Here is a 23,014-nt window from a genome sequence, read left to right as displayed (position 1 = left end):
TGCCAGGACGTCAGCGCGTGCCGCGCAGCCGCCGCCAGGGGGTGAAGGTGAAGATCGCGCCGCCGAGCAGGATCACCGTGCCCGCGACCAGGCCGAGCGCGCGCAGGGCGCCGGTGCCGCTCGCGCCGGTCTGGGCCAGGCCGCCGGAGCCCGCGGCGGAGGCACTGGAGCCGCCCGCCGCCGCACCGCCCGCCGAGCCGCTGCCGCCGGCCGCCCCGCCGGGCTGGGCGGCGGTGTCCAGTTCGAGGGAGACCGGTGCCGAGCCGGACACCTTGCACGGGATGTGGATCGGGGAGCCGCCCAGGGTCACGTCGATGGACAGGTCGCCCGGACTCAGCGTGGACTTGCCGGAGGCGCCCGGCTTGTAGGTGCCGGTCATGTCGGTGAGGTTCACCGGGGCGCCCGACTTGATGGGGTCGGGGTTGGCGGGGCCCGTGACGGTCACCGAGCCCTTGTCGGCGCCGCCGACGGTGACCTGCATGGTCGGCTTGAGCGCGCCCGCCGGAAGGTCGGCGGGGCTGTTCATGACGCCCTTGGCCATGGTGACGGTGAGGCCGTAACTACCGCCGTTCTTCTTGGCGTTGATGGTCGCCTTGCCCTGGATGCTGGCCGGGCCCGGCGCGGTGCAGGCGAAGGTGACGGCGACTTCCTTGCCGGGGAAGTCGCTCTGGCCTCCGCTGCCGCCGGTGGTCGCCCCGCTGCTGCCGCCGGACGTCGTGGTGCCGCCGGAGGTGGTGGCCCCCGTGGTGCCGCCCGAAGCGGTCGTGCCGCCGGAGGTCGTGGACCCGGTGGTGCCGCCCGATGTCGTCGCCCCGGTAGTGCCGCCGGAGGTCGTGGCGCCGGTCGAGCCGCCCGTGGTGGTGCCTCCGCTCGTGCCGCCCGCGTCGGTGACCTTGATCGTCGCGCCGACGCCGACCGCCTCCTTCGGTGTGCACTTGGTGTCCGTCGACATGATCTGGTTGACGTTGATGTTGTACGCGTCGGGCGTCAGGGTGACGTCGCCGGCCTTGGTCAGCTTCAGCTTGGCTGTCATGTCCGAGAGGACCATCGGGCTGTTCTTGGGGATGGGCGGGTTCTGCCGGGGGCCCTTCATGGCGATGTCCGCGGTCTGCGCACCCGCCGCCTTCAGGGTGCCGGTGGGCTGGACGACGTCCTTGTTGAGGTCGAGGACGTTGGGATTGTTCGACGCGGCCTGGGTGAACTTCCAGACGACGTCCACCTCGTCGCCCACCTTGGCCGTGGCGGGCGCGGTGATCTGCACCTTCGTCGTCCCCTCGACCGGCGGCAGGCCGGAGATGGACGGCGGTATGCACTCGGTGGAGTACGAGACCTCGGCTGCTTGTGCGGGACCTGCGGCGAGCATGATCCCCGCGCCGCCGAGCATCAGCGCGATACCGGCCGCGCTCATCCTCCGTTGCGTGGTCACGGATTTCCCTTCGTCGTGGGGCCGTTCGCACGGCCCGGGGGGTTCTCTGACGGTGCGGAGTCGGGGGTGAACCACGGCAGCGGGGCCGTGGTGCCGTGCGCGGCGCCGTCCGGTCCGGGGCGCCGGCCGGGGTCCGCATCCGGATCCGGACCGGCGGGCGGCGCCATGCGTTCGCCGCGCCCCCGGCCGGCCCCGGGCAGGCGTACGGTCACGTCGGTCAGGCGCATGCCGCGGTGCCGGGGCGTGTGCGCCCGCCGCGGGTCGCGCGGGCGCAGCCGGTCGACGACGGCCATGCCGATACGGAAGACGGCGGCGGGCACCACCAGACAGAGCAGGATCCAGAAGACGGTGACGCCCCAGGGACGGTCCACCCCCCAGGGCTCCGTGGCGAGCAGCTTCTTCGCGTACCGGAGCGAGACCTGGTAGTCGCCGTGGGCGCCCGCAGACAGCTCGAAGTCCAGCTTGATCTCGGCTTTCCGGCCGGGCGCGATGGTGCCCTTCCACTGGCGGTCCTCCCACTGCGGCGCGAACACGCCGTGGGAGGTGCCGAGTTGGAATACGGGGTCCTTGACGGGCGCCGAGCCCAGGTTGCCGACGGTGAAGACCAGGGTGCGCGCGGGCGGCGCGCCGAACCAGGTCAGCAGGGAGCTGCTGCCGTCGAGGCGCGGCTCGGCGAGCACCGCGAGCCTGCCGTCGCCGCTTTGGTCGGGCAGCGGCGCCACCGGATGCCCCGTGATCTTCAACTCGGTGTCCACCAGGGCGGGTTCGCCCTGAACGGTGGCGACATGGACGACGCAGGGGCACGGCTTGGGCGGCGGGGCCGCCGGGAGCGCCTTGGTGAAGGAGCCCTTGGCGTCGGTGGTGACGGCCTGACCGTCCGCGTTGGAGCAGGAGTTGGTGCCGCCGATGACGCCCCGGGCAGGGTCGGACTGCCCGCAGACGAGGAGCATGAGCAGCGCGCCGGGCCGCCAGCCGCTGCCGGTGACGGTGACGTCGGCGCCCTTGGCGGCCTCGGCCGTGGACAGCGTGACCGCCGGCTTGGCGTCGTCGGCGTACGAGGGTGCGGCCGCCGGCAGGATCGCCAGGCCGAAGAGGGCGCAGAGACCGAGGAGGGCGCGGAGGGCGAGGAGGGAGAACGGCGGAACGAGAGCTCCGTCCCTCGGGCGTGGCTTCACTGAAGAGCTCCTGTCTGCGCCAACTCGCGTTCCTCCACGGGTGGTTCTTCCGTCCCGGCAGCTCCGACCGCCCGGCGTCGGCGCACGGCGAGCCGCGCGGCGGTGGCCGCGCCACCGAGCAGCACGAGGCCCGCTCCGGCGACGGCGCCCCACGGCACGAAGGAGACGTCGGCCGCGGCGCTCGCGTGGGCGCCTCCTTCGGCGGTGACGTCGAGGCGGACGTCGACGTGGTCGAGGGCGGGCGGATGCGGCCAGGGTTCGGTCAGCTCGACGCGCCGGCCCGGCAGGAGTTCGACCGGCAACGGCCGGGCGGCGCGGCGCAGCGCGCGGCCGAACATGCCGTCGGCGCGCACCGCGAGGCTCGGGGTGAGGGCGATGTTGCCCCGGTTGACCAGGGCGTACCGGATGAGGCGGCGGTCCTTGTCGACGCGTACGGACTCGACGGTGAGCGCGCTCAGCGTCGGTCCCGCCACCCGCACGTGGAGGCGGATCCCCACAGCGCGTCCGCCCGCCGCGGCGACGAGCGCCGCGGGGTGGTCGCCCGGCTGCGCGCCCGCCGGGACGGTGACCGAGAACGGCACGTCGGCGCGGGTGTGCGGCGGGATGCTCACGTCGGGCGCGGCGGGCGTGATCCACGGATCGGGGGTCGCGCGCACGGCGATCGATCCGTCGGCGGTGTTGTAGGCGGCGGCGCCGCGCAGGCTCAGGGTGAGCGGGGCGCCGGACGGGTTGCTCAGCGAGACCGTGTCCTCCAGGACGGTGCCGGGGGCGCCCTCCAGGTAGAAGTAGGGCCTCCCGTCGGCGCTCGGTCGGGTCCCGCCGCCGGATGCGGGCGCGGCGGTCCACTCCCCGCTCGCCGGCGGTGCGGCCTGCGCGGTGGGCGCGGCGCACGCGCACAGCAGCAGGACCAGGGCCGGCAGGGCCGGGCGGATCGGACGCATCGGCGGCTCCTCGGGTGCGAGGGGGTCCCCTTGCGGGGCGCTGGATCGAGGGGTCAGGCCCGCTGGTCGCGCCGGGTCAGCCAGAGCACTCCGCCGGCGCCGACCAGGACGACCGTGCCGCCGAGGGTGCCGAGCGCGACGGCCGAGTCGAGGGGGCCGGTCTTGGGCAGCGCCGCGGGGGCCGCGCCGGTCGAGCCGCCGGTCGAGCCACTCGCCCCGGTGACGTCGAGTTCGAGGGAGGGGCCGGGGCTGTTGCTCGCGGTGCAGGTCGTGACGGTGCCGAGCGCCTTGATGGTGAGGACGCCCGCGGTGAGCGTGACCTTGCCGTTGGCCTTCGGGACGTAGGTGCCCGACAAGTCGCTTATTTTGATGGGCGAGTTGGCGGGGATCTCCGCGGAGTTGGCGGGTCCCGTGACGGCGACCGTGCCCTTGTCGGCGCCGCCGAGCGTGATCGTGGCGCTCGGGTTCATCGCGCCGGCGCCCAGGGCGACCGGGCTCGACGAGACGCCTTTCTGGAAGGACATGGTGACTTTGTAGGAAGTGCCGCTCGGCACCGCCTTGATGTCGATGGGCGACACGGCGCTCTTGGCACCGATCGGCGTCTTGCAGTTGTAGTTGACGTCGATGACGGATGCCTGGGCCGCCGGGGCGGCGATCAGCACCACCGAGCCCGCTGCCGCCGTCGCCAGCGCGAGAGCTGTTCGCTTCGGGTACGACACCTCGAATTCCCCTTATGCCGGTCCTGCCGGAGGGCGCCACGTTCCTGACGGCGCATCAGATAGGGCGTCAAGGTACGCCGGGGGCCTTGTCGAGGGAAGACAAAGAACAGAGCGGATCGAGGTGTGGACATGCCAGTGCACCGGCGGGGCCGAACCGCCGGTAACCGTCAACGGGAGTTACGCGGGTGCCGCGAGTTCCGCCCAGACCGTCTTGCCGGTGACGCCGGGCGTGCGCACCACGCCCCAGTCCAGGCACAGCCGCTCCACGATGAACATGCCGTGTCCTCCCGGCCGGCCCGCGCGGTGCGGGGTGCGGGGCGCCGGCTGGCCCGAGCCGAGGTCACTGACCTCAAGACGCAGGACCTTCCCGGTGCGCGACACCTTCAGCCCCTCGGGCCCCTCCGCGTGCAGGCACGCGTTGGTCACGAGCTCGGAGACCACGAGCAGGACGTCTTCGGCGGCGGCGCGGCCCTCGGCCGTCGCCGCCGGAAGCCAGCCCCAGTCGTAGAGGGCCTGCCTGGTGAAGTCCCGTGCCATGGGGACGATTCCGCTCGCCCCAGTGAGCGCGAGCACGCGCGCGGACGTAACGGAGTCCGCACCGTCGGATTCCGACGGCACGGCGCCGGGCCGGGCCCCATGGGGCTCTGGCCCACGGTCGCCCGGAGCTTGCTCCCGGGTGGTGCTCATCAGCGCTTCACCTCACCGATTCGCCAATGTCTTGGATTTGCTCTCCTGCCCGGACGAATCGGGGTCAGTCACGCAGAGCGGTATCGAGCGAATCATGCACGGTGAAGACCGCCTCCGCCCCTGTGATCTCAAAAACTCTCGCAACCACCGGCTGCATCGCCACCAGGTGAACCGCACCCCCCAGCTCCTCCGCCTTGAGGCGGGCGCCGAGCAGCACGTTCAGTCCGGTGGAGTCGCAGAACTCCAGTTGTGAGCAATCGACGACCAGCCTGATGCGCCCCTGGGCGATGGCCGCCTCCAGGGGTTCCCTGAGCAGCTCCGCCGTGTGGTGATCCAGCTCACCCGCCGGAGTCAGGACCTCAGTGCCGCCTTCGGTACGGACTCCGACCCGGAGCCGGCCCCGATTCGTGCTGCCGACCGTGCCGCGGTCCATGCCGTCCCTCTTCGCCGATTCGTCGTAACTTCTCAAGAACACTACGCCTTCCCTGCGACATCTGAAAGCCAAACAACCCCGCAAAGCGGACATATGAGGATAAAGAAGCCTTGCGAGAGCCCACTCAAAGCGGGTAGGGGTAGTAGCGACAGTTATTCAACACGACCGGCCACGGAGGCGCCGCACACCGCGGACAACACGTATGGGCATCGGCAGCCATATGCCGAGAACGATGGAGGAGACCCATGTCACCCCGGCTCGACGAATCGCAAGCGGATACGTCGATCAAGCAGGAACCGCAGGACATCCGCCCCCCACAGGCACGACCGTACGCACCGGAGGGACTTGAGGGACTTCCCGAGATCCCGTCCTTCGCCGACGTCGGCCCCGTCGACGCGCGGGCCCTGTCCAAGACGCTCTTCGCCCGCCTCGACGCGCTCGAAGAGGGCACGCAGGAGCACGCGTACGTACGCAACACCCTGGTCGAACTGAACCTTGCCCTGGTCAAGTTCGCCGCATCGCGCTTCCGCTCCCGCAGCGAACCGATGGAAGACATCATCCAGGTCGGCACCATCGGCCTGATCAAGGCGATCGACCGCTTCGAGTTCGACCGCGGCGTCGAGTTCCCCACCTTCGCCATGCCGACCATCGTCGGTGAGATCAAGCGCTTCTTCCGCGACACCTCCTGGTCCGTGCGGGTTCCGCGCCGGCTCCAGGAACTCCGTCTGGACCTCGCCAAGGCGGGCGACGAACTCGCCCAGCAGCTTGACCGCTCGGCCACGGTGGGCGAGCTCGCCGAACGCCTGGGCATCACCAAGGAAGAAGTCGTCGAAGGCATGGCGGCGAGCAACGCGTACACCGCGAGCTCGCTGGACGCACAGCCCGAGGAGGACGACTCCGAAGGCGCCCTGAGCGACCGCATCGGCTACGAGGACCACGACCTCGAAGGCGTCGAGTACGTCGAGTCGCTGAAGCCGATGATCGCCTCGCTTCCCGCGCGGGACCGGAAGATCCTTTCGCTGCGCTTCGTCGCCAACATGACGCAGTCCGAGATCGGCGAGGAGCTCGGCATCTCGCAGATGCACGTCTCCCGGCTGCTCTCGCGCACCCTGCGCAAGCTCCGCAAGGGGCTGACCGTCGAAGAGTGACGTACAGCCGTCCGAAGGGCCCGTTCCGTCGAGGAACGGGCTCTTCCGCGTTGTTGACGCGGCGGCCGCACCGGGCCACATTGGGCCGCGACGGCGAGGGCCGGGGGGACTTCATGGCGTACGAAGAGCTCGAAGGACCGATGCGCCGACGGCTCGGGCGCGCGTGCCTCTACGTGCCGTCGTGCCGGCTCGGCCTGTACGTGGCGCTCCGGCACTGGTGCCCGCCCGGCGGCCGCATCCTGATGTCGCCCGTCAACGACGACGTCATCTTCTTCGTGGTCCTCGCGGCAGGCCTGCGCCCGGTGCAGGCGCCGCTCGATCCGCACGACGGCACTCTCGACGTGTCCGCCGTGCCGGACGCGCTCTGGCCGCGGCTGAGCGCCGTCCTCACCACCAACCTGTACGGCAACCCCGACCCCGCACCCGAACTGGCCGCGCGGTGCGCCCGGTTGGCCATCCCTCTCATCGAGGACGCGGCCCACGCCATCGGCAGCGAGAGCGCCGGGCGCGCCGTCGGCACCTTCGGCCAGGCCTCCGTCTTCAGCCTCTCCAAACACACCGCGGCCAAGGCGGGCGGCTTCCTCACGATCGCCGACCCCGGTCTGCGCGAGGCCCTCGCCAAGACCAGGGACGAACTCCTGGCCCCCCGCCGCACCCGCGCCGAACTCGCCTACCGGGCGCGCCCGTACGCGGAGGCCGCCGTACGCGGTCTGCGCCTGGCCCCCGCCGCGCGGGCGGCCCTGCGCCTGCTCGGACGCCAGGAACGCGACGACATCCGGATGCCGCTGCGCCCCGACGAGCTGAGCCGCGCCCTCGCGGCCGCGCCCGCCCTGTCGGCCTTCCACTCCTGGGCCCGGGTCGACCTGCACGACTACCGGGCGACCCCCGGCCGCGGCCGGCTCGCCCGCATCGAACGGAAGCTGGGCGGCCTCGACGCCGTCCTGGACGCCCACCGCGCGGGCACCCGCACGCTGCTCGCCACCGAGTGGGCCCGGCCGAAACCGGGCCCCGTCCAGCCACTGTTCCGGGTGCCGCTGCTCGTCGAGGACCGCGACGCGGCCCGCGCGGCGCTCGCACGGGAGCGGATCACGGTCGGCCATCTGTACGCCCCGCCGCTCGACGACTACGCGGGCGCGGCCTTCACCGATCCGTCGCCCGCACCCGAGGCCGCCCGCTGGTTCGCCCGACACGCCCTGCCCGCCGACCCGTTGAAGGCCGGACGCACCATCGAGGTGCTGCGCGCGGCGGGCATCCGGCCCGCGAGGGGCGGCCCCGCCGGTGTCTGACACGGCCGGATCCGGGGCGGACCGGCGTCCGCCCGAGAAGACCCTCACCCGGCCTCAGTCCCGCCTCGCCCGTTCGGCGGCGCCCGGGGTGGCCGCGGGCAGGGGCAGTCCGGGGAAGGCGCAGGCGAGGGTCGAGAAGCCGGCCAGACAGACGAGGAGGGCGGTCGCCGAGAACCCGTGCACGAGAAACAGACAGGTCGACACGAGCGCCCCGAACGACAGGCTGAGCGGCGCGGCGAGCGCGAGCGCCTCCATGCGGGCTCCGGGGCGCAGGGGGGCCGGCTGCGGATGGAGCAACGCGAAGCCGGGGCCGAACGAGACGAAGAGCAACACCGGGATCCATCGCAGCGGGGTCCCTGCGGGGAGCTGGGTGGCGGCGAGGGCCAGCCAGCCGGAGAGGGCGGTGGTGAGGCGGATGTGGGGGTGGGTGACGCGCACGGGGGTTCCTCTCGGGTGGGTCTTGCTGTCCTCTTCGTCCACGGATTTCGTCCACGGATCACACCGACCCGCTCACGCAGTTCCCCGCGCCCCTCAACCCCCTTTCGTGTGCCGACCGTGCCCCCGTCCCGCGCAGTTCCCCGCGCCCCCAAAACCCGCCTTCGTGTGCGGACCGTGCCCGCTTCCCGCGCAGTTCCCCGCGCCCCTGAAACCCGCTTTCGTGTGCGGACCGTGCCCGCCTCTCGCGCAGTTCCCCGCGCCCCTAAAACCGCCTTCGTGTGCGGACCGTGCCCGCTTCTCGCGCAGTTCCCCGCGCCCCTTAACTACTCGGTGCCGGGCAGCATGGGCATCCTCAGCCCGTCCGGCGATTGAGGACGAGCGCCCTTAAGGCGCGAACGGGGGTCTGGGGGCGGAGCCCCCAGGGAGCCGAGCCTCTCAACTCGCCGCACGGGCGGGTGGGTGGGAAAACGCGTCGGGGGCTGGGGCGGAGCCCCAGGGGGCCGCACGGTTATGGGCGGGGTGGGGCGTATTGGAGCACCGTGCCGTAGGCATTCGCATCGATCACCCGAAACCTCCCCGACCCCTCAAGCTTGCTCTTCAGCTCCTGAAAGCCCCCCGCGGGAAGCAGCCCCTCCCCCGCCGAGTAGATGTCCTGCGTCCGCGTGAGGATGAAGAACACCGGCCGCCCGTCCTTCGGAAGCTGCGGATCCAGATACCCCACCGGATCCCGCAGCATGATCGCGTTCTGCGGCTCCTCCTGCTCGGCCACGAACCAGTGCTCCAGCTGGTCGTAGCGGCGCAGCGCCTGCGGGAAGGACCCGGAGACGGCGAGGATCAGCGAGCCCTTGGGTGCGGCGTCGAGCACCCTGGTCACCAGCGCCGTCTCGGCGGGCGGCGTGTAGTACATCCGCTCCTTGCCGTAGTACGCGGGGACGAACCCCGCCACGAGCAGCACCAGGACGGCCGGCAGCGCGACGGCCGCGACCCGTCGGCGCACCTCGGGGCGGATCCGCCCCTCTCCCTGCCCCGCCGCCGCGGGCACCAGCGCCGCCGCCGCGAAGAACGCCGCACCGGGCAGCCCGAACAGATAGACCCGGAAGAGCATTTCGCCGCCGTAGTCGTTGACGGCGAACAGCGGAACCGGCGCCACGGACACCAGAAGGAGCGGCAGCGCGCTCTTGACCAGTTTGCGCCGCAGGACGACGGCGGTCGCCGCGAGCCCGGCCACCACCAGGACCATGACGATGTCGGCGCGGCCCTGCAACACCGGCCCGGGACCGGTGAGTTCACCCGCGTACCCGGCGCGCGAGTTGTTGAGGAGGTTGCCCACGGACTCCTTGAGGGAGCCCAGCGTCTCCATGAAGAGCGGCCGCCCCATGGTGAGGTCCCAGATCAGCATGATCAGGGCGGTCACGGCGAGCAGCCCGGGGTTGCGGTGGCGCCGGGTCAGGTTGAGGGCGACGAGGGCGACGCACAGCATCACCGGGGTCAGCTGGTGGGTGAAGTTGATGGCGGCGATCAGCGGGGCCAGGATCGCCACGCACACGGCGCGCTGACGCCCGGTGGTCGGCGGCGGTACACCGGCCGCCGCCGGGTCGAGGTTGGCCCGCGAGCGCAGCGCCCCCGCGGCTCCGGGGCGCACGAAGTGCCGGAACACCACGGCGAGCACGGCCAGGTGCAGGATCAGTGCCATGCCCTGGGGCGAGAAGTAGTCCTGCCCGACCCAGTTGGCGACCTCGAAGATCCACACGCCGGTCCACACCAGCCGCCAGTCCTCGGCGAAGGTGCGGTAGATCAGGACGAGGACGGGGATGAGGACGACGCCGTAGAAGAGCGGCGCCCAGTTGAGGTACGAGGCCGCGGTGTCCACGCCGAAGGCCCGCACGAGCCCGGCGTTGAGCGTGAAGAAACCCGGCCACTGGTCGTACGCCGCCATGTTGCCGGACAGGGGCACGCCGGGCCGCAACTCCTGGTTGGCGAGCAGGTGGTTGACGACCGCGTCGTGCTTGGACGCCCAGGGGTAGCGCACCGCGTTGTAGAGGATCGCGGTGGGCGCCTTCAGGGCGAAGAGCAGGGCGACGCTGTAGAGGCCGGGCCACCAGGGTGCGGTGCCCGCCCGCCGCAGGCTGACCACGAATCCGCCGGTGAGGACGGCGAGGGAGAGGTAGAACGCGGCGGGCAGCTTGTCGATCAGGCCCCAGTCGCCCATGTGCCGGTAGTCGATGCCGGGCAGCGCGTACACCCACAGCGCGGTGGCGACGAGCAACGGCAGCCAGCTGAACAGCACTTGAGGGACCATCATGTCGCGCACCGATGACGAGGAACGCGACGACGAGGGCCACGACGGGGGCAGCCGTCGACGTCTGCCCTTCGCCGGACGGGCGCCCTTCACCCGCTCGTCCGCCGCCCGGTCGTCCACCGCGTCCCGTGGGGGCTGCCGCGCACTCCCCTGGACCGGCGTGGGCACACGTTGGCGCACAGTACGACTCCCCCCACAGTGTGGTCGCGGCCGTCACGCCGCCGTCCCCTGGCTGTTGTTCGAGGCTGTCCCGTTGAGCGAAACAGAAGTATAGGAACACCCTTCGCGTCCGTGTGGCTACCACGCACACCTCCCCCGCTCCCGTCACCCGGCGAAAACGGGCCCCTTCACGGCCGCCACGGCCCGGCGGAAGAACCGCCAACCCATCGTCCTGGGAGCGTCGTTGTACGGCGCGACGCGTGCACCCTCGCCGCGCATCCACGTCTCGACGTCGGCGGCCGTGTGGCCGCGGCGCACGACGAGCCGGGCGACGCGGTACGCCTCGTCGCGCTCCGAACTGAACGCGTGCCGTACCGCGACGGCCGTCTCGTATCCCTCGGCCCGCGCGGCCCGGCGCACGGCACGGCTGTTGTATCCGTGGGGATAGGCGAGGTGGACGACCCGGTGACCGAGGGCGTCCTCCAACACCGCTTTGGACAGGGCAAGTTCGCGATGCAGCGCGGGCCGCGTGAGGGTGTCGAGCTGGGGGTGCGAGACGGTGTGGCCGCCGACCTCCATCCCGTACTCCTCAAGGACCCTCGCCTGGGCGAGGGTCATCATCGGAGCGGGCGGCAGCAGGCTGGCGCCGCCGGGCACGATCGCGCCGGTGGTGAGGTAGGCGGTGGCGGGCAGGGATCGTCGCGCCAGGGCCTCGGCGGTGGGGCCCGGCAGGTCGGCGAAGCCGTCGTCGAAGGTGAGCGCGACGGGCCTCGGCGGCAGCGGGGCCCGCCCGGCGAAATGGGCGGCGAGCGTGCCGATGGTCACGGGTGTCCGTCCGCTGTCGCGGACCGCGTCGAGCTGCGCCTCGAACTGCCGCGGCGTGACGGTGAATTCGGCGATCCAGGCGGGCGGGTCGTCCATCACCGCGTGGTAGAGCAGCACCGGGACGGGGTGCGCGTCGGCGCTCATCGGGCCGCCTCCCACGGCGGCCGGTGCCCGCGCACCAGGCGCCGGGCGCGGAGATAGCCCAGCGGCCCGTACAGCATGCCCCGGCGCTCCAGACGGGACAGGGAGCGCGGCCACGGGTGGGTGCGGGCGCCGTGTTCGCCCGGCACGGCCTGCTCCCCGGCGGTGCGGTGTGCGCTGATGGCGAGCGCGTGCGCGAGGCCGTGCGGCACCCGGGCGAGCAGCGCGGGCACCAGCGCCGGGCGACGGCCGATGAGCGCGGCGAGGTAGGCGGTGAGCCCGGCACCGTATCCGTACGCCTGCTCCTCCAGGTCCCGCCAGCTTTCGCGGTGGTGGTGCCACACCAGGGCCTCGGGGGTGTAGCGGAGGCGGTGGCCGGCGACGACGACGCGGGCGAAGGCGTACAGGTCGTCGCCGCCCCGCGCCGGGGTCCCGGTGCCGGTGGCCGGGTCGAAGCCGCCGACCGCGCGCAGGGCGTCGGCCCGGAAGGCCATGTTGGCGCCGGAGCCGAAGCGGCCCGCGGTGAACGGGAACAGCGGCTCGCCGGGCGGGGGCCGGTGCGGGTCGAAGTGGCGGGGCGCGAAGCCCTTGGTGAAGCCGCCGTGGCTCTCCAGGAGGATCTGGGCGGGGGTGGCGAGGCGGGCGGGCAGGATCAGGCCGGTGACGCAGCCGAGCCGGGGGTCGTCGGCGAAGGGCGCGACCAGCGAGGTCAGCCAGCGCCGGTCGGCGATCACGTCGTCGTCGGTGAACGCGAGGATCTCGCCGCGCGCGGCGGCCACGCCCCGGTTGCGGGCGGCGGCGAGGCCAGGGACGGGTTCGACGACGTAGCGCACGCCGTGCGAGGCGTAGCGCCGTTCGACGAGGGCGCGGGTCCGGTCGGTGGCGGGGTTGTTGTCGACGACGAGGATCTCGTGGCCGGGGTGGTCCTGACCGAGCAACGAGTCGAGCGCGCGGGCGAGTTGGCCGGTCCGCTCGCGCGTGGCGACCACGACGCTGACCCGCGGCACCCCGGCTCCGCTCCCGCCGCCGCACGCCGGCCCCTCCGTGTCCGCCCCGGGCCGCACCGCGCCGCCGCCCGCCGCCTCCTTGTCCGCCCGCGCCCGGACGGGCCCGGGTGGTGCGCCGGACAGGAATCCGGCGAGCTGTTCGCGGGCCGCCGCCGCGAGGGCCTGCGCCATGTCCGCGTCCTCGCCGACCCGTCCCAGCACGGTGCCGACGGGCCGGCCCCGCAGCCTGACCAGGACGTACACCTCGCCGGGGCGGAGCGGCGGCCCGCCCGGCGCGGGGGTCAGGGACAGGACGTCCCCGCCGAGGCCGTCGAGGTCCAGCTCCCCCACGCCGATGCCGGACGCGACACCGTCCCGCCCCACCGGACCCACCGGACCCACCGGACCCACCGGACCCACCGAACCCGTCAGATCCGCCGTCCGCGGACCGCGCGACGGGTCCGACGTGCTGGGTGCGCCCGATGCGCCCGATGCGCCCGATACGCTCGATACGCGTGTCGCTCCCGATGTGCGCGATGCGCGTGCCGACCTGTCCGACATTGCGTTCTCCCGTGCTCCGGGTCTTCCCTCGGGGCTACTGTCCGGCGCCGCCGCGCGTCCGCCCGGCCTGCCGGAGTCCGCGCCGTGCCACCTCCGCCAGTCGCGGCCTGCTCCGGACGAATCCGTGCGCCCGGCGCGAGGGCTCGCGGCCGATCCAGTGCAGCGCCGCGCCCGCGCCGAACCGGGTGGCGGCCCCCTCGTAGACCGGTATCCCGCCGGTTTTCAGGGCGTCCTTGTACTCGGCCGCGCCCCGCCCGAGGTCCAGCGTCCCGATGCCCGCGGCCGCCGCGGCCTCCGCCATGCGCAGGTGCAGCACGAGGCCCGGCGAGTACGTCGCGAACTCCGGGTCGTACGCGGGGAACCAGCAGGCCAGCATGGTGCGCGAGCGCAGCCCGAAGTGCGCGGCGACCGGCTCGTCGCCCGCGTACAGGACGGAGAGCACCCCCGAGCAGCCGGGCGCGCGGGTGTGGGCGAGCTGACGGACCAGGGCGCCGATCCACTCCCGGGCGAACCGGTCGCGCCGCCCGGTGCGGCGGTACTGCGCGGACTTCCACTCCATGAGCCGGGCGAGCATCGCCGGGTCCCGTTCGTCGAAGACGAACCGGACCTCTCCCGCCCGCCGCCCCAGCCTGCGCTCCTTGGCGGTGGTGGTCTTGAAGAACTTCGGCGACCGTCGGCGCAGGGTGGCCTCGTACGCCTCGTAACCGGCCCCCACGTCGATCACGAAGGAGGTGTACGCGGCGGACGCGTCCGGGACGAACAGCGACTGGCCCGCCTCCAGGTTGTCGAACTCCCAGGACGACACTCCGCACGCGCGCAGCAACTCCACGCGGTCCAGGGCAGGTTCGGGGGCGGCGACCAGGCCCTGACAGTCCGAGACCCCGAACCCGATGGCACGCCCCTGCCCCAACCTGCCCTTCTGATAAGGGAAGAACGCCACCGGCGCACTCCCCTCCTCTTCCCCGCGCACCACGGCCACCCGCGCCGACGAGCGCACGCGGCCGACGGCCAGCGTGAACTCCGGCTCCATGAAGGGGTTCTCCGGCGCACGCGACGCCGCCCGCAGCGCCCGCCAGATCCGGAGGTCGCCGGAGCTCAGGTCACCGGGCCGCACCACTCGTATCCGGCCCGGCGCGCCCGCGCCGCCGCCGCTCCCGCGCGGACCGCCCACCCCTGACCCTCCGGTCTCCCGCCGAGCACCCGATGCCCCCGGACCGTACCGGTCGATGTGGTCCGACGGTAGGTGCCCTCCCGCGGTTCGTGACCACATGGTGATGCCGGGTACGCCGCCGGTCGTTCGGCCCCTTCCTGGGGCCAGCCGACCGGCCGGACCCGGCGGAACCGGCGGGGCGGGCGGGGCCGGAGGCGCGCCGGGGGAACGCGCGTGAGCTAATGCACGGTATGAGCTACTTCATGACCGACCTGTCGGGCACCTCCGTCGAGGCGCCGGACGACGCGACGATGCGCACGATCCTCGACGGCCTCGCCGACGCCGACGACGAGCACCCGGACGTCTCCCTCACCCACGCGAGCGGCTGGTCCCTCAGCGCCTTCCCCAGCGGCGAGCTGATCTGGCTCCTGTGGGAGAACCTGGACGACCCGGACGCGCCCCCGCGCCAGATCTCCGGTGTCTCCAAGGACGAGGTGCTGCGCCTGCTCAAGCTGCTCGCGGCCGGTGACACCGCGGAGATCGAGCGCCTCGCCGGCTCCTGAACCCTGGCCCTCCTCGGCCTCCCGGGCCTCGCCCGTGCCGGGGCCCGGCCCTTCCACGGCACCGGCCGGGCCCCTCGCCGACCGGACGCGCCACCGAACGCGGACCGGGGCCCGCTCAGACCCTGCGGCCCGCCCGCCAGACCTCGCTCACCAGCGGCACACCGGGCCGGTAGGCGAGGTGGACGTGCGAGGGCGCGTCGAGGAACGCCAGGTCGGCGCGGGCGCCGGGGGCCAGGCGCCCGATGTCGGTGCGGCGCAGCGCGGCGGCGCCACCGGCGGTCGCCGACCAGAGCGCCTCGTCCGGGGTCATCTTCATGTCGCGCACGGCGAGCGCGATACAGAACGGCATCGAGGACGTGAACGACGAGCCCGGGTTGCAGTCCGTGGACAGCGCCACGGTCGCCCCCGCGTCCAACAGCCGTCGTGCGTCCGGCCATTGAGCCCGGGTGGAGAACTCGGCGCCGGGCAGCAGGGTCGCGACGGTGGCGCTGTTGGCGAGCGCGTCGACGTCGGCGTCGGTGAGGTGGGTGCAGTGGTCGGCGGACGCGGCCTCCAGCTCCACGGCGAGCTGTACGCCGGGCCCGTAGGTGAGCTGGTTGGCGTGCACGCGCGGCAGCAGCCCCCTGGCCTTGCCCGCGGTGAGGATCGCCCGCGCCTGGTCCCCGTCGAAGGCGCCCTTCTCGCAGAACACGTCGACCCAACGGGCGTACGGGGCGCAGGCGTCCAGCATCGCGCCGGTCACCAGGGCTACGTATCCGGCGGGGTCGTCGGCGTACTCCGGGGCCACGATGTGCGCGCCGAGGTAGGTGACCTCGTCGGTGTGCTCGGCGGCGATGCGCAGCGCGCGGGCCTCGTCGTCGGCGGTGAGGCCGTATCCGGACTTGGTCTCCTGGGTGGTGGTGCCCTGCCGCAGCGCCTCGGCGAGATAGCGGGCGACGTTGGCGCCCAGCTCCTCGTCGCTCGCGGCGCGGGTGGCGGCGACGGTGGTGCGGATGCCGCCCGCCTTGTACGGCTGTCCGCTCATGCGGGCGTTGAACTCCTGCGTCCGGTCGCCCGCGAAGACGAGGTGGGAGTGGGAGTCGACGAAGCCGGGGATGACGGCTCGGCGCTGTGCGTCGACCGCGTCGTCGGCGGCGGGGGCGTCGGCGGTGCGGCCGGCCCAGGCGATGCGCTCGCCCTCGATGACGAGGGCGGCGTCCTCGACGAGCCCGAGGGGTCCGTCCCCCCTCTCGGGGTCGTTGGTGACGAGGGTGGCGATGTTCCGCACGAGGGTGGTACGCATGGGTTCCTTTCGGCTGCGGGCCGTGGATGGCTGGTCGCGCGGTTCCCCGCGCCCCTTGACAGCGGCGAGTGCGGGGCATCGCAGCCCGTCCGGTGGTGCTGGGGGTTGGGGGCGGGGCTACGTCCTCAGGGCGGCGACGGCCGCGGACAGGGCTGCCGGGACGTCGGGGAGCAGGGCGTGGACGCCGTCCCGTACGACCGCGCGGCCGCCGACCACGACGTGCCGCACGTCGGACGCCGTCGCCGCGAACACCGCCGTCTCCGCGGCGAGCCGCGGCACCGCCCCCGCCGTACGGACGGAGTCCAGCGCGATCGTGGCGAAGTCGGCGAGCGCGCCCGGCTCGATCCGGCCCGCTTCGCTCCAGCCGAGCGCCGCATGCCCGTCGACCGTCGCCGCCCGCAGCAGCGCCGCCGCCGTCCAGTGGCCACGCGTCCGCGTACGGAGGCGCTCGTCGAGCTCCATCGCCCGCGCCTCTTCGAGGAGGTCGATCACGGCGTGGCTGTCGCTGCCGAGCGAGAGCGGGGATCCGGCCCGCTGGAGGGCGAGCGCGGGACCGATGCCGTCGGCGAGGTCGCGTTCCGTGGTGGGGCACATGCAGGTGCCGGTGGCGGTGGAGCCGAGGAGCGCGATGTCCCCGTCGGTGAGGTGGGTGTTGTGCACGCCCGTGGTCCGCGCGCCGAGGACCCCGTGCTCGGAGAGCAGCCGCGTGGGCGTCATCCCGTACGCGTCGAGGCAGGCGTCGTTCTCCGCGGTCTGCTCGGAGAGGTGGACGTGGAGCGGGGCGCGACGCTCACCAGCCCACTGGGCGACCGTGCCCAACTCCCCTGCGGGGACGGCCCGCACGGAGTGGATGGCCGCGCCGATCCGCGCGTGGGTCCGCTCCTTGAGCGCCGAGCAGCGCTCGGCCCACGCGTCGGCGGTGCCGTCGCTGAACCGCAGCTGGTGCCGGTTGGGGGCGGCCCCGAAGCCGGAGGAGAGGTAGGCGGTGTCGAGCAGGGTGATGCGGATGCCCGCGTCGGCGGCCGCGGCGATCAGCGCCTCGCCCATCGCGTTGGGGTCGTCGTACGGTGTGCCGCCCGGCGCGTGGTGCAGATAGTGGAACTCGCCGACGGCGGTGATCCCGGCGAGCGCCATCTCCGCGTACACCGCGCGGGCGAGCGCATGGTAGGAGTCCGGGGTGAGCCGGGACGCGACCTGGTACATGGTCTCGCGCCAGGTCCAGAACGTGCCCGAGCCGACCTGCACGGTGGAGCGCAGCGCGCGGTGGAAGGCGTGCGAGTGGGCGTTCGCGAGGCCGGGCACGGTGAAGCCGCGCAGCACGACGGCGCCGGGCGGGGAGACCTCGACTCCCCTGCGGACCGCGGAGATCCGCCCGTCGTCGGCGACCTCCACGACCACGCCCGGTTCGACCCCGGGGTCGAGCCAGGCGTGTTCCAGCCAGTACGTCACCTGCACGCGAGGCCCTCCAGTACGTCGGCGAGTGCGAGCACCCCGGCGACGCAGTCGTCCTCGCCGGCGTGCTCGGCCGGCGAGTGCGAGACGCCGGTCGGGTTGCGTACGAACAGCATGGCGGTCGGGACCGAGCCGGACAGGATCCCCGCGTCGTGTCCGGCGCCCGTTCCCAGGACCGGGGCGCCGCCGCCGAGAATCTTGGCGATCTCGTCCCGCAGCGCGTGCTCGAACTCCACCACGGGCGTGAACGACTCCCGTACGACGGTGAGGTCCACGCCGTCGCGGTCGGCGCGCTCCTTGGCGGCCCGCTCGATCGCGGCGACGACCGTGTCCAGGGTGGACTGGTCGGCGGCGCGCGAGTCGAGCCAGCCGCGCACCATCGACGGGATGGCGTTGACGCCGTTGGGCTCGCAGGAGATCTTGCCGAACGTGGCGACCGCGCCCGCGAGTTCGGCCTCGCGACGGGCGGCCAGGACGGTCTCGGCGTACGTCAGCATCGGGTCGCGACGGTCGACGAGCCGGGTGGTGCCGGCGTGGTTCGCCTCGCCCGCGAAGTCGAACCGCCAGCGGCCGTGCGGCCAGATGGCGGAGGCGATGCCGACGGCGTCGCCGCTGAGGTCGAGGGCGCGGCCCTGTTCGACGTGCAGCTCCACGAACGCGCCGATGCGGGCCAGGCGTTCGGGGTCGGGGCCGATGGTGTCCGGGTCGTACCCGGCCCGCTCCATGGCCTGCGGGAGGCTCACCCCGTCCTGGTCGCGCAGGCGGTGCGCGGCCTCGACGGTGAGCTGTCCGGCGGTCAGCCGGGAGCCGACGCAGGCGAGGCCGAACCGGGCCCCTTCCTCGTCACCGAAGTTGGTGATGGCGAGGGGCCGGATCAACTCCGAGCCCCTCCTGCGCAGTTCATCGAGCGCGGCGAAGGACGAGACGACGCCGAGGGGGCCGTCGAAGGCACCGCCGTCCGGGACGGAGTCCAGGTGCGAGCCCGTGACGACGGCATCGCCGGCCTCCGGGTCACCGGCCCAGGCCCACTGGTTGCCGTTGCGGTCGAGCTCATAGGTGAGCCCGCGGGCCTCGGCCTGCGACCGGAACCACTCCCGGCAGTCGGCGTCGGCCGCGGTCCAGGCGTGCCGGCGGTACCCGCGGGTTTGGCTGTCGCGGCCGATGGGGGCGAGCTCGCGCCACATCTCCTGAAAGCCGGCTCCGCGCTTCGAGTCCTCGGGGGCCTTGGATTCGTCTGCGGACCGTACGGGGTTGCTCGCGCAGTTCCCCGCGCCCCTGACGGGGTCGAGTGCGGCGGCGTTTTCAGCCCGTCCGGCGTTTGAGGACGAGCGCCCTTCAGGCGCGAACGGGGTCTGGGGCGGAGCCCCAGGGGCCTCGGATTCGGCCGCGGACCGTGGCTGGTTGCTCGCGCAGTTCCCCGCGCCCCTTACCGGGCCGGGTGCGGCGGCATCCTTAGCCCGTCCGGCGCTTGAGGACGAGCGCCGTTCAGGCGTGGGCGGGGTTTCGGAGGGAGAGGTCACTCGCTCTCACCCTCCCGCATGGGGACGCGGACGCCCTTCTCCGCGGCCACCCGCTCCGCGATGTCGTACCCCGCGTCGACGTGTCGGATGACACCCATCCCGGGGTCATTGGTGAGGACCCGGCGGATCTTCTCGCCGGCCAGCTTCGTGCCGTCCGCCACGGACACCTGACCCGCGTGGATGGAGCGGCCCATGCCGACCCCGCCGCCGTGGTGGATGGAGACCCAGGACGCGCCGGACGCCACGTTGACCATGGCGTTCAGGAGCGGCCAGTCGGCGATCGCGTCCGAGCCGTCGAGCATCGCCTCGGTCTCGCGGTACGGGGAGGCGACCGACCCGCAGTCCAGGTGGTCGCGGCCGATCGCGAGGGGCGCGGCCAGCGTGCCGTTGCCGACCATGTCGTTGAACATGTCGCCGGCCTTGTCCCGCTCGCCCTGGCCGAGCCAGCAGATCCGCGCGGGAAGACCCTGGAAGTGGACCCGCTCGCCGGCCATCTTGATCCAGCGGTGCAGCGATTCGTTCTCCGGGAACAGCTCCAGCAGCGCCTTGTCCGTCTTGTGGATGTCGGACGCCTCGCCCGAGAGCGCCGCCCAGCGGAAGGGCCCCTTGCCCTCGCAGAAGAGCGGACGGATGTAGGCCGGCACGAAGCCGGGGAAGGCGAACGCCCGCTCGTAGCCCGCCAGTTGGGCCTCACCGCGGATGGAGTTGCCGTAGTCGAAGACCTCGGCGCCCGCGTCCATGAAGCCGACCATCGCCTCGACGTGCTTCGCCATGGACTCACGGGCGCGGGTGGTGAACCCCGCCGGGTCCTTCGCCGCGTACGCCGCCATGTCGTCGAAGGCGACGCCGACGGGAAGGTAGGCGAGGGGGTCGTGGGCCGACGTCTGGTCGGTCACGATGTCGATCGGGGCGCCTTCGGCGAGCATCCGCGGAAGGAGTTCCGCCGCGTTGCCGAGCAGGCCGATGGAGAGCGGACGGCGGGCGTCGCGCGCCTCGACGGCCAGCTGGAGCGCGTGCTCCAGGGAGTCGGCCTTCACGTCCAGGTAGCGGTGCTCGATGCGGCGCTCGATGGCGCGCGGGTCGACGTCGATACAGATCGCGACGCCGTCGTTCATCGTCACGGCGAGGGGCTGGGCGCCGCCCATGCCGCCGAGCCCGGCGGTCAGGGTGATCGTCCCGGCGAGCGTGCCGTTGAACTTCTTGGCGGCGACCGCGGCGAACGTCTCGTACGTGCCCTGGAGGATGCCCTGCGTGCCGATGTAGATCCACGAGCCGGCCGTCATCTGCCCGTACATGGTGAGGCCGAGGGCCTCCAGGCGGCGGAACTCCTCCCAGTTCGCCCAGTCGCCGACCAGGTTGGAGTTGGCGATCAGGACGCGCGGCGCCCACTCGTGCGTCTGCATGACGCCGACGGGACGGCCGGACTGGACCAGCATCGTCTCGTCCTGCTTGAGGGTGCGCAGCGTACGCACCATGGCGTCGAAGGAGCGCCAGTCGCGGGCGGCCTTGCCGGTGCCGCCGTAGACGACGAGCTGGTCGGGGTGTTCGGCGACCTCGGGGTCGAGGTTGTTCTGGAGCATGCGCAGCGCGGCTTCCTGCTGCCATCCCAGGGCGCTCAGTTCCGTACCGCGCGGTGCCCGTACGGGGCGGGGTCCTGACATGGCGATGCCTCCTCGTGACCTGATCCAGATATTCACATCCTGGGTCACTGAATAGAACTAGTCAATACGTAACGCGCCCCTGCGCTCCGGCCCGCCCGGTGATTGGCTTGATCGCATGACTTCCCAGGCAACGTCCCCCACGGCCGGGGCCGCGGCGGCCGAACGGCGCGAACAGGCCGTGCGGGCCGCGGTGGAACAGGGCATCGCCGGGCCCGACGCCCCCATCGTGGCCCTCCTCGACACCACCGGCATCCGTGCGAGCGCGGCCGCCCTGCGCGCCGCCTTCGCCGACGTCACCGACGCGCCCGTGCTGCACGCCTTCGCCGTGAAGGCGTGCCCCCTGGTGCCGGTCCTGCGGCTGCTGCGGGACGCGGGCCTGGGCGCCGAGGTCGCGAGCCCCGGCGAGCTGGCCCTCGCGCGGGCCGCCGGGCTCGCGCCCGCCGACACGGTGCTCGACTCCCCCGCCAAGACCCCGGCCGAGCTGCGCGAGGCCCTCGCCCTGGGCATCGCCGTCAACGCGGACAACCCCCAGGAGCTGGCCCGCCTGGACGCGCTCGTGGAGTCGGCGGGGACCGCGTCGCCGCTCGGGCTCCGCGTCAACCCGCAGGTGGGCGCGGGGTCCATCGACGCCCTGTCCACGGCGACGGCGACATCGAAGTTCGGGGTGGCGCTCCTGGACGACGGCGCCCGGGACTGGGTCGTCAGGGCATACGCGGAGCGCCCCTGGCTGACCCGGCTGCACACGCACACCGGCTCGCAGGGGGTGGCGCTCCCCCTCATGGCGCAAGGGGTCCGGGCCGCCTACGAGCTCGCCGAGGAGATCAACGCGGCGGTGGGCCGCCAGCAGGTCGACACCCTCGACATCGGCGGCGGACTCCCGGTCAACTTCGGCTCGGACGAGGAGACACCGACGTACGCGACCTACGCGCGCGTCCTCAAGGAGACGGTGCCCGGCCTGTTCGACGGGCGGTACGCGCTGGTGACGGAGTTCGGCCGCTCACTACTGGCCAAGCACGGCACGGTGCTCGCCCGGGTCGAGTACGCGAAGAGCTCGGGGGGCCGGCCCATCGCGGTCACCCACGCGGGCGTGCAGATCGCCGCCCGCACCGTGTACGCGCCGGCCTCCTGGCCGCTGCGGATCGAGGCGTACGACGCGAAGGGCCGCCCCAAGCCGGGGCCGGCCGTCGCGCAGGACATCGCCGGGCCCGCCTGCTTCGCCGGTGACCTGCTCGCCGAGAACCGTCCGCTGCCGCTGCTCGAACAGGGCGACTACACGGCGGTGCTCGACACCGGGGCGTACTACTTCGCCCACCACTACTCCTACAACTCCCTTGCCCGGCCCGGCATTTACGGCTTCACCGCAGCCCCGGACGGCGTGCGGTTCGCCACGGTGCGCAGCCCGCAGCCCGTCGAGGACCTGGTCGCGGAGTCGGGCGGCGCGCACGCGGACGCACTGCTCTGAGCGCTGTGCGAGCCGCCGCGCTCAGCGGCGGCGGCCCCCGCCCGGCGTCGCGTCCCCGGCGCCGAGCCCGGTCGTCCGGAAGCCCCGTACGCGCTTGCCGGCCGGCGCGCCCTTGGGCACCCAGTCCGTACGGACCCAGATCAGCGCGTCGGCCGCACGCTCGAGACGCCCGAGCCGGCCGGCCTTGAGCCGGAGACCGGCACCCGCGCCCGCCATCAGGAGTCCGGCGGCGCCGGGCAGCGCGAAGGAGGAGCCGGCCGCGGCGAGGAAGGCGAGCAGCAGCCACCAGCGCCACGCCCGCCGCCAGGTGCGTACGGTGACGGCGCGGTCCTGGAGGAAGTCCGCCTTGGCGGCGCGCGACGCGGCCTCGGCGAAGTGGGTGTAGCGGCGGCTCCGGGCCAGGGACGTCACGGCCGCCGCCACGACGAACAGCGCGGCGCCCGCGAGCAGCCCGATCCGGCGTCCGGTGAGGCTCACGGGGAGCATCGCCCCGAGGCCCGCGGCCAGCAGGCCAAGCCACCACATCGGGGCCGCCCCGGCCCGTACGACCACCGCCACGCGCGCCAGCGCATGCCCTCCGCGACTCACGTCCCACCTCCATGCGTTCGCATACTGGCGCGGAGGTTAGCGGGGCAATCTGAGCGGTTCGTGAGAGCCCGCACGGTCCGATCGCGCAGTTCCCCGCGCTCTGGCGGTACTG

At 73.2% G+C, this 23,014-nt stretch carries 20 protein-coding genes; 4 read left to right on the top strand and 16 right to left on the bottom strand.

Annotated features, from left to right (window positions below; translation table 11 throughout):
- Positions 1-10 precede the first annotated feature (10 nt).
- The 6 genes from OG432_RS20790 to OG432_RS20765 form a co-directional block, all read right to left on the bottom strand.
- Positions 11-1,408, bottom strand: a complete 1,398-nt coding sequence (locus tag OG432_RS20790) for a hypothetical protein (RefSeq protein WP_328315180.1) — start codon at positions 1,406-1,408, stop codon at positions 11-13.
- Between the two features lie 14 nt (positions 1,409-1,422).
- Positions 1,423-2,601 (bottom strand): hypothetical protein, encoded by a 1,179-nt coding sequence (locus OG432_RS20785; RefSeq protein ID WP_443058426.1) that lies wholly within the window; start codon positions 2,599-2,601, stop codon positions 1,423-1,425.
- Positions 2,598-3,542: a hypothetical protein gene (locus OG432_RS20780; RefSeq protein WP_328312460.1), complete on the bottom strand. Its 945-nt coding sequence runs from the start codon at positions 3,540-3,542 to the stop codon at positions 2,598-2,600. Before OG432_RS20780 ends, OG432_RS20785 begins: the two co-directional genes overlap by 4 nt.
- Positions 3,543-3,595: 53 nt before the next feature.
- Entirely contained in the window at positions 3,596-4,261 is a 666-nt protein-coding gene (locus OG432_RS20775; protein WP_328312459.1) for a peptidase, read from the bottom strand.
- 177 nt (positions 4,262-4,438) lie between these two features.
- Complete coding sequence (locus OG432_RS20770) at positions 4,439-4,948, bottom strand: ATP-binding protein (protein ID WP_328312458.1); 510 nt, start codon at positions 4,946-4,948, stop codon at positions 4,439-4,441.
- 64 nt (positions 4,949-5,012) lie between these two features.
- Complete coding sequence (locus OG432_RS20765) at positions 5,013-5,381, bottom strand: STAS domain-containing protein (protein ID WP_328312457.1); 369 nt, start codon at positions 5,379-5,381, stop codon at positions 5,013-5,015.
- Positions 5,382-5,626: 245 nt separating this feature from the next.
- Here OG432_RS20765 and OG432_RS20760 point away from each other — a divergent pair, with 245 nt between their 5' ends.
- Both OG432_RS20760 and OG432_RS20755 read left to right on the top strand, forming a co-directional pair.
- Complete coding sequence (locus OG432_RS20760; RefSeq protein WP_328312456.1) at positions 5,627-6,529, top strand: RNA polymerase sigma factor SigF; 903 nt, start codon at positions 5,627-5,629, stop codon at positions 6,527-6,529.
- A 140-nt stretch (positions 6,530-6,669) separates the two neighbouring features.
- The gene (locus OG432_RS20755; RefSeq protein WP_328315178.1) at positions 6,670-7,815 is read left to right on the top strand and encodes a DegT/DnrJ/EryC1/StrS family aminotransferase; all 1,146 of its coding nucleotides are present in this window, start codon (positions 6,670-6,672) and stop codon (positions 7,813-7,815) included.
- 54 nt (positions 7,816-7,869) lie between these two features.
- Here the strand turns inward: OG432_RS20755 and OG432_RS20750 are convergent, their stop codons facing one another.
- The 5 genes from OG432_RS20750 to OG432_RS20730 form a co-directional block, all read right to left on the bottom strand.
- Positions 7,870-8,253 carry a hypothetical protein gene (locus OG432_RS20750; RefSeq protein WP_328312455.1) on the bottom strand — a complete coding sequence of 128 codons (384 nt, stop codon included), beginning with the start codon at positions 8,251-8,253 and terminating at the stop codon, positions 7,870-7,872.
- 508 nt (positions 8,254-8,761) lie between these two features.
- A complete protein-coding gene (locus tag OG432_RS20745; RefSeq protein WP_328312454.1) occupies positions 8,762-10,732 on the bottom strand; it encodes a hypothetical protein in 1,971 nt (656 codons plus the stop codon).
- 144 nt (positions 10,733-10,876) lie between these two features.
- Positions 10,877-11,680, bottom strand: coding sequence for a polysaccharide deacetylase family protein (locus OG432_RS20740; protein ID WP_328312453.1), 804 nt, complete (start codon positions 11,678-11,680; stop codon positions 10,877-10,879).
- On the bottom strand, positions 11,677-13,074 hold the full coding sequence (locus OG432_RS20735) for a glycosyltransferase (RefSeq protein WP_443058425.1): 1,398 nt from the start codon (positions 13,072-13,074) through the stop codon (positions 11,677-11,679). Before OG432_RS20735 ends, OG432_RS20740 begins: the two co-directional genes overlap by 4 nt.
- Positions 13,075-13,258: 184 nt before the next feature.
- Positions 13,259-14,395 carry a GNAT family N-acetyltransferase gene (locus OG432_RS20730; protein ID WP_328312452.1) on the bottom strand — a complete coding sequence of 379 codons (1,137 nt, stop codon included), beginning with the start codon at positions 14,393-14,395 and terminating at the stop codon, positions 13,259-13,261.
- Positions 14,396-14,637: 242 nt separating this feature from the next.
- Between OG432_RS20730 and OG432_RS20725 the strand changes: the two genes are divergently transcribed.
- The gene (locus tag OG432_RS20725) at positions 14,638-14,937 is read left to right on the top strand and encodes a hypothetical protein (RefSeq protein WP_328312451.1); all 300 of its coding nucleotides are present in this window, start codon (positions 14,638-14,640) and stop codon (positions 14,935-14,937) included.
- Positions 14,938-15,052: 115 nt separating this feature from the next.
- Here the strand turns inward: OG432_RS20725 and hutI are convergent, their stop codons facing one another.
- From hutI to hutU, 4 genes are all read right to left on the bottom strand, one after another.
- Positions 15,053-16,219 (bottom strand): imidazolonepropionase, encoded by a 1,167-nt coding sequence (gene hutI / locus OG432_RS20720; protein ID WP_328312450.1) that lies wholly within the window; start codon positions 16,217-16,219, stop codon positions 15,053-15,055.
- A gap of 117 nt (positions 16,220-16,336) precedes the next feature.
- Positions 16,337-17,674: a formimidoylglutamate deiminase gene (locus OG432_RS20715; RefSeq protein WP_328312449.1), complete on the bottom strand. Its 1,338-nt coding sequence runs from the start codon at positions 17,672-17,674 to the stop codon at positions 16,337-16,339.
- On the bottom strand, positions 17,665-18,855 hold the full coding sequence (locus tag OG432_RS20710) for an allantoate amidohydrolase (RefSeq protein ID WP_328312448.1): 1,191 nt from the start codon (positions 18,853-18,855) through the stop codon (positions 17,665-17,667). The genes OG432_RS20715 and OG432_RS20710 overlap by 10 nt, the downstream gene beginning before the upstream one ends.
- A 332-nt stretch (positions 18,856-19,187) precedes the next feature.
- Complete coding sequence (gene hutU / locus OG432_RS20705; RefSeq protein WP_328312447.1) at positions 19,188-20,852, bottom strand: urocanate hydratase; 1,665 nt, start codon at positions 20,850-20,852, stop codon at positions 19,188-19,190.
- Between the two features lie 115 nt (positions 20,853-20,967).
- Here hutU and OG432_RS20700 point away from each other — a divergent pair, with 115 nt between their 5' ends.
- Positions 20,968-22,314: a diaminopimelate decarboxylase gene (locus OG432_RS20700; protein ID WP_328312446.1), complete on the top strand. Its 1,347-nt coding sequence runs from the start codon at positions 20,968-20,970 to the stop codon at positions 22,312-22,314.
- 21 nt (positions 22,315-22,335) lie between these two features.
- On the opposite strand, the gene OG432_RS20695 is transcribed toward OG432_RS20700, so the two are convergent.
- Positions 22,336-22,902: a hypothetical protein gene (locus OG432_RS20695; protein WP_328312445.1), complete on the bottom strand. Its 567-nt coding sequence runs from the start codon at positions 22,900-22,902 to the stop codon at positions 22,336-22,338.
- Positions 22,903-23,014 lie beyond the last annotated feature (112 nt).

The sequence above is a fragment of the Streptomyces sp. NBC_00442 genome, from assembly GCF_036014195.1.
Classification (GTDB): domain Bacteria; phylum Actinomycetota; class Actinomycetes; order Streptomycetales; family Streptomycetaceae; genus Streptomyces.
This window is presented reverse-complemented; position numbering and strand designations above follow the sequence as displayed.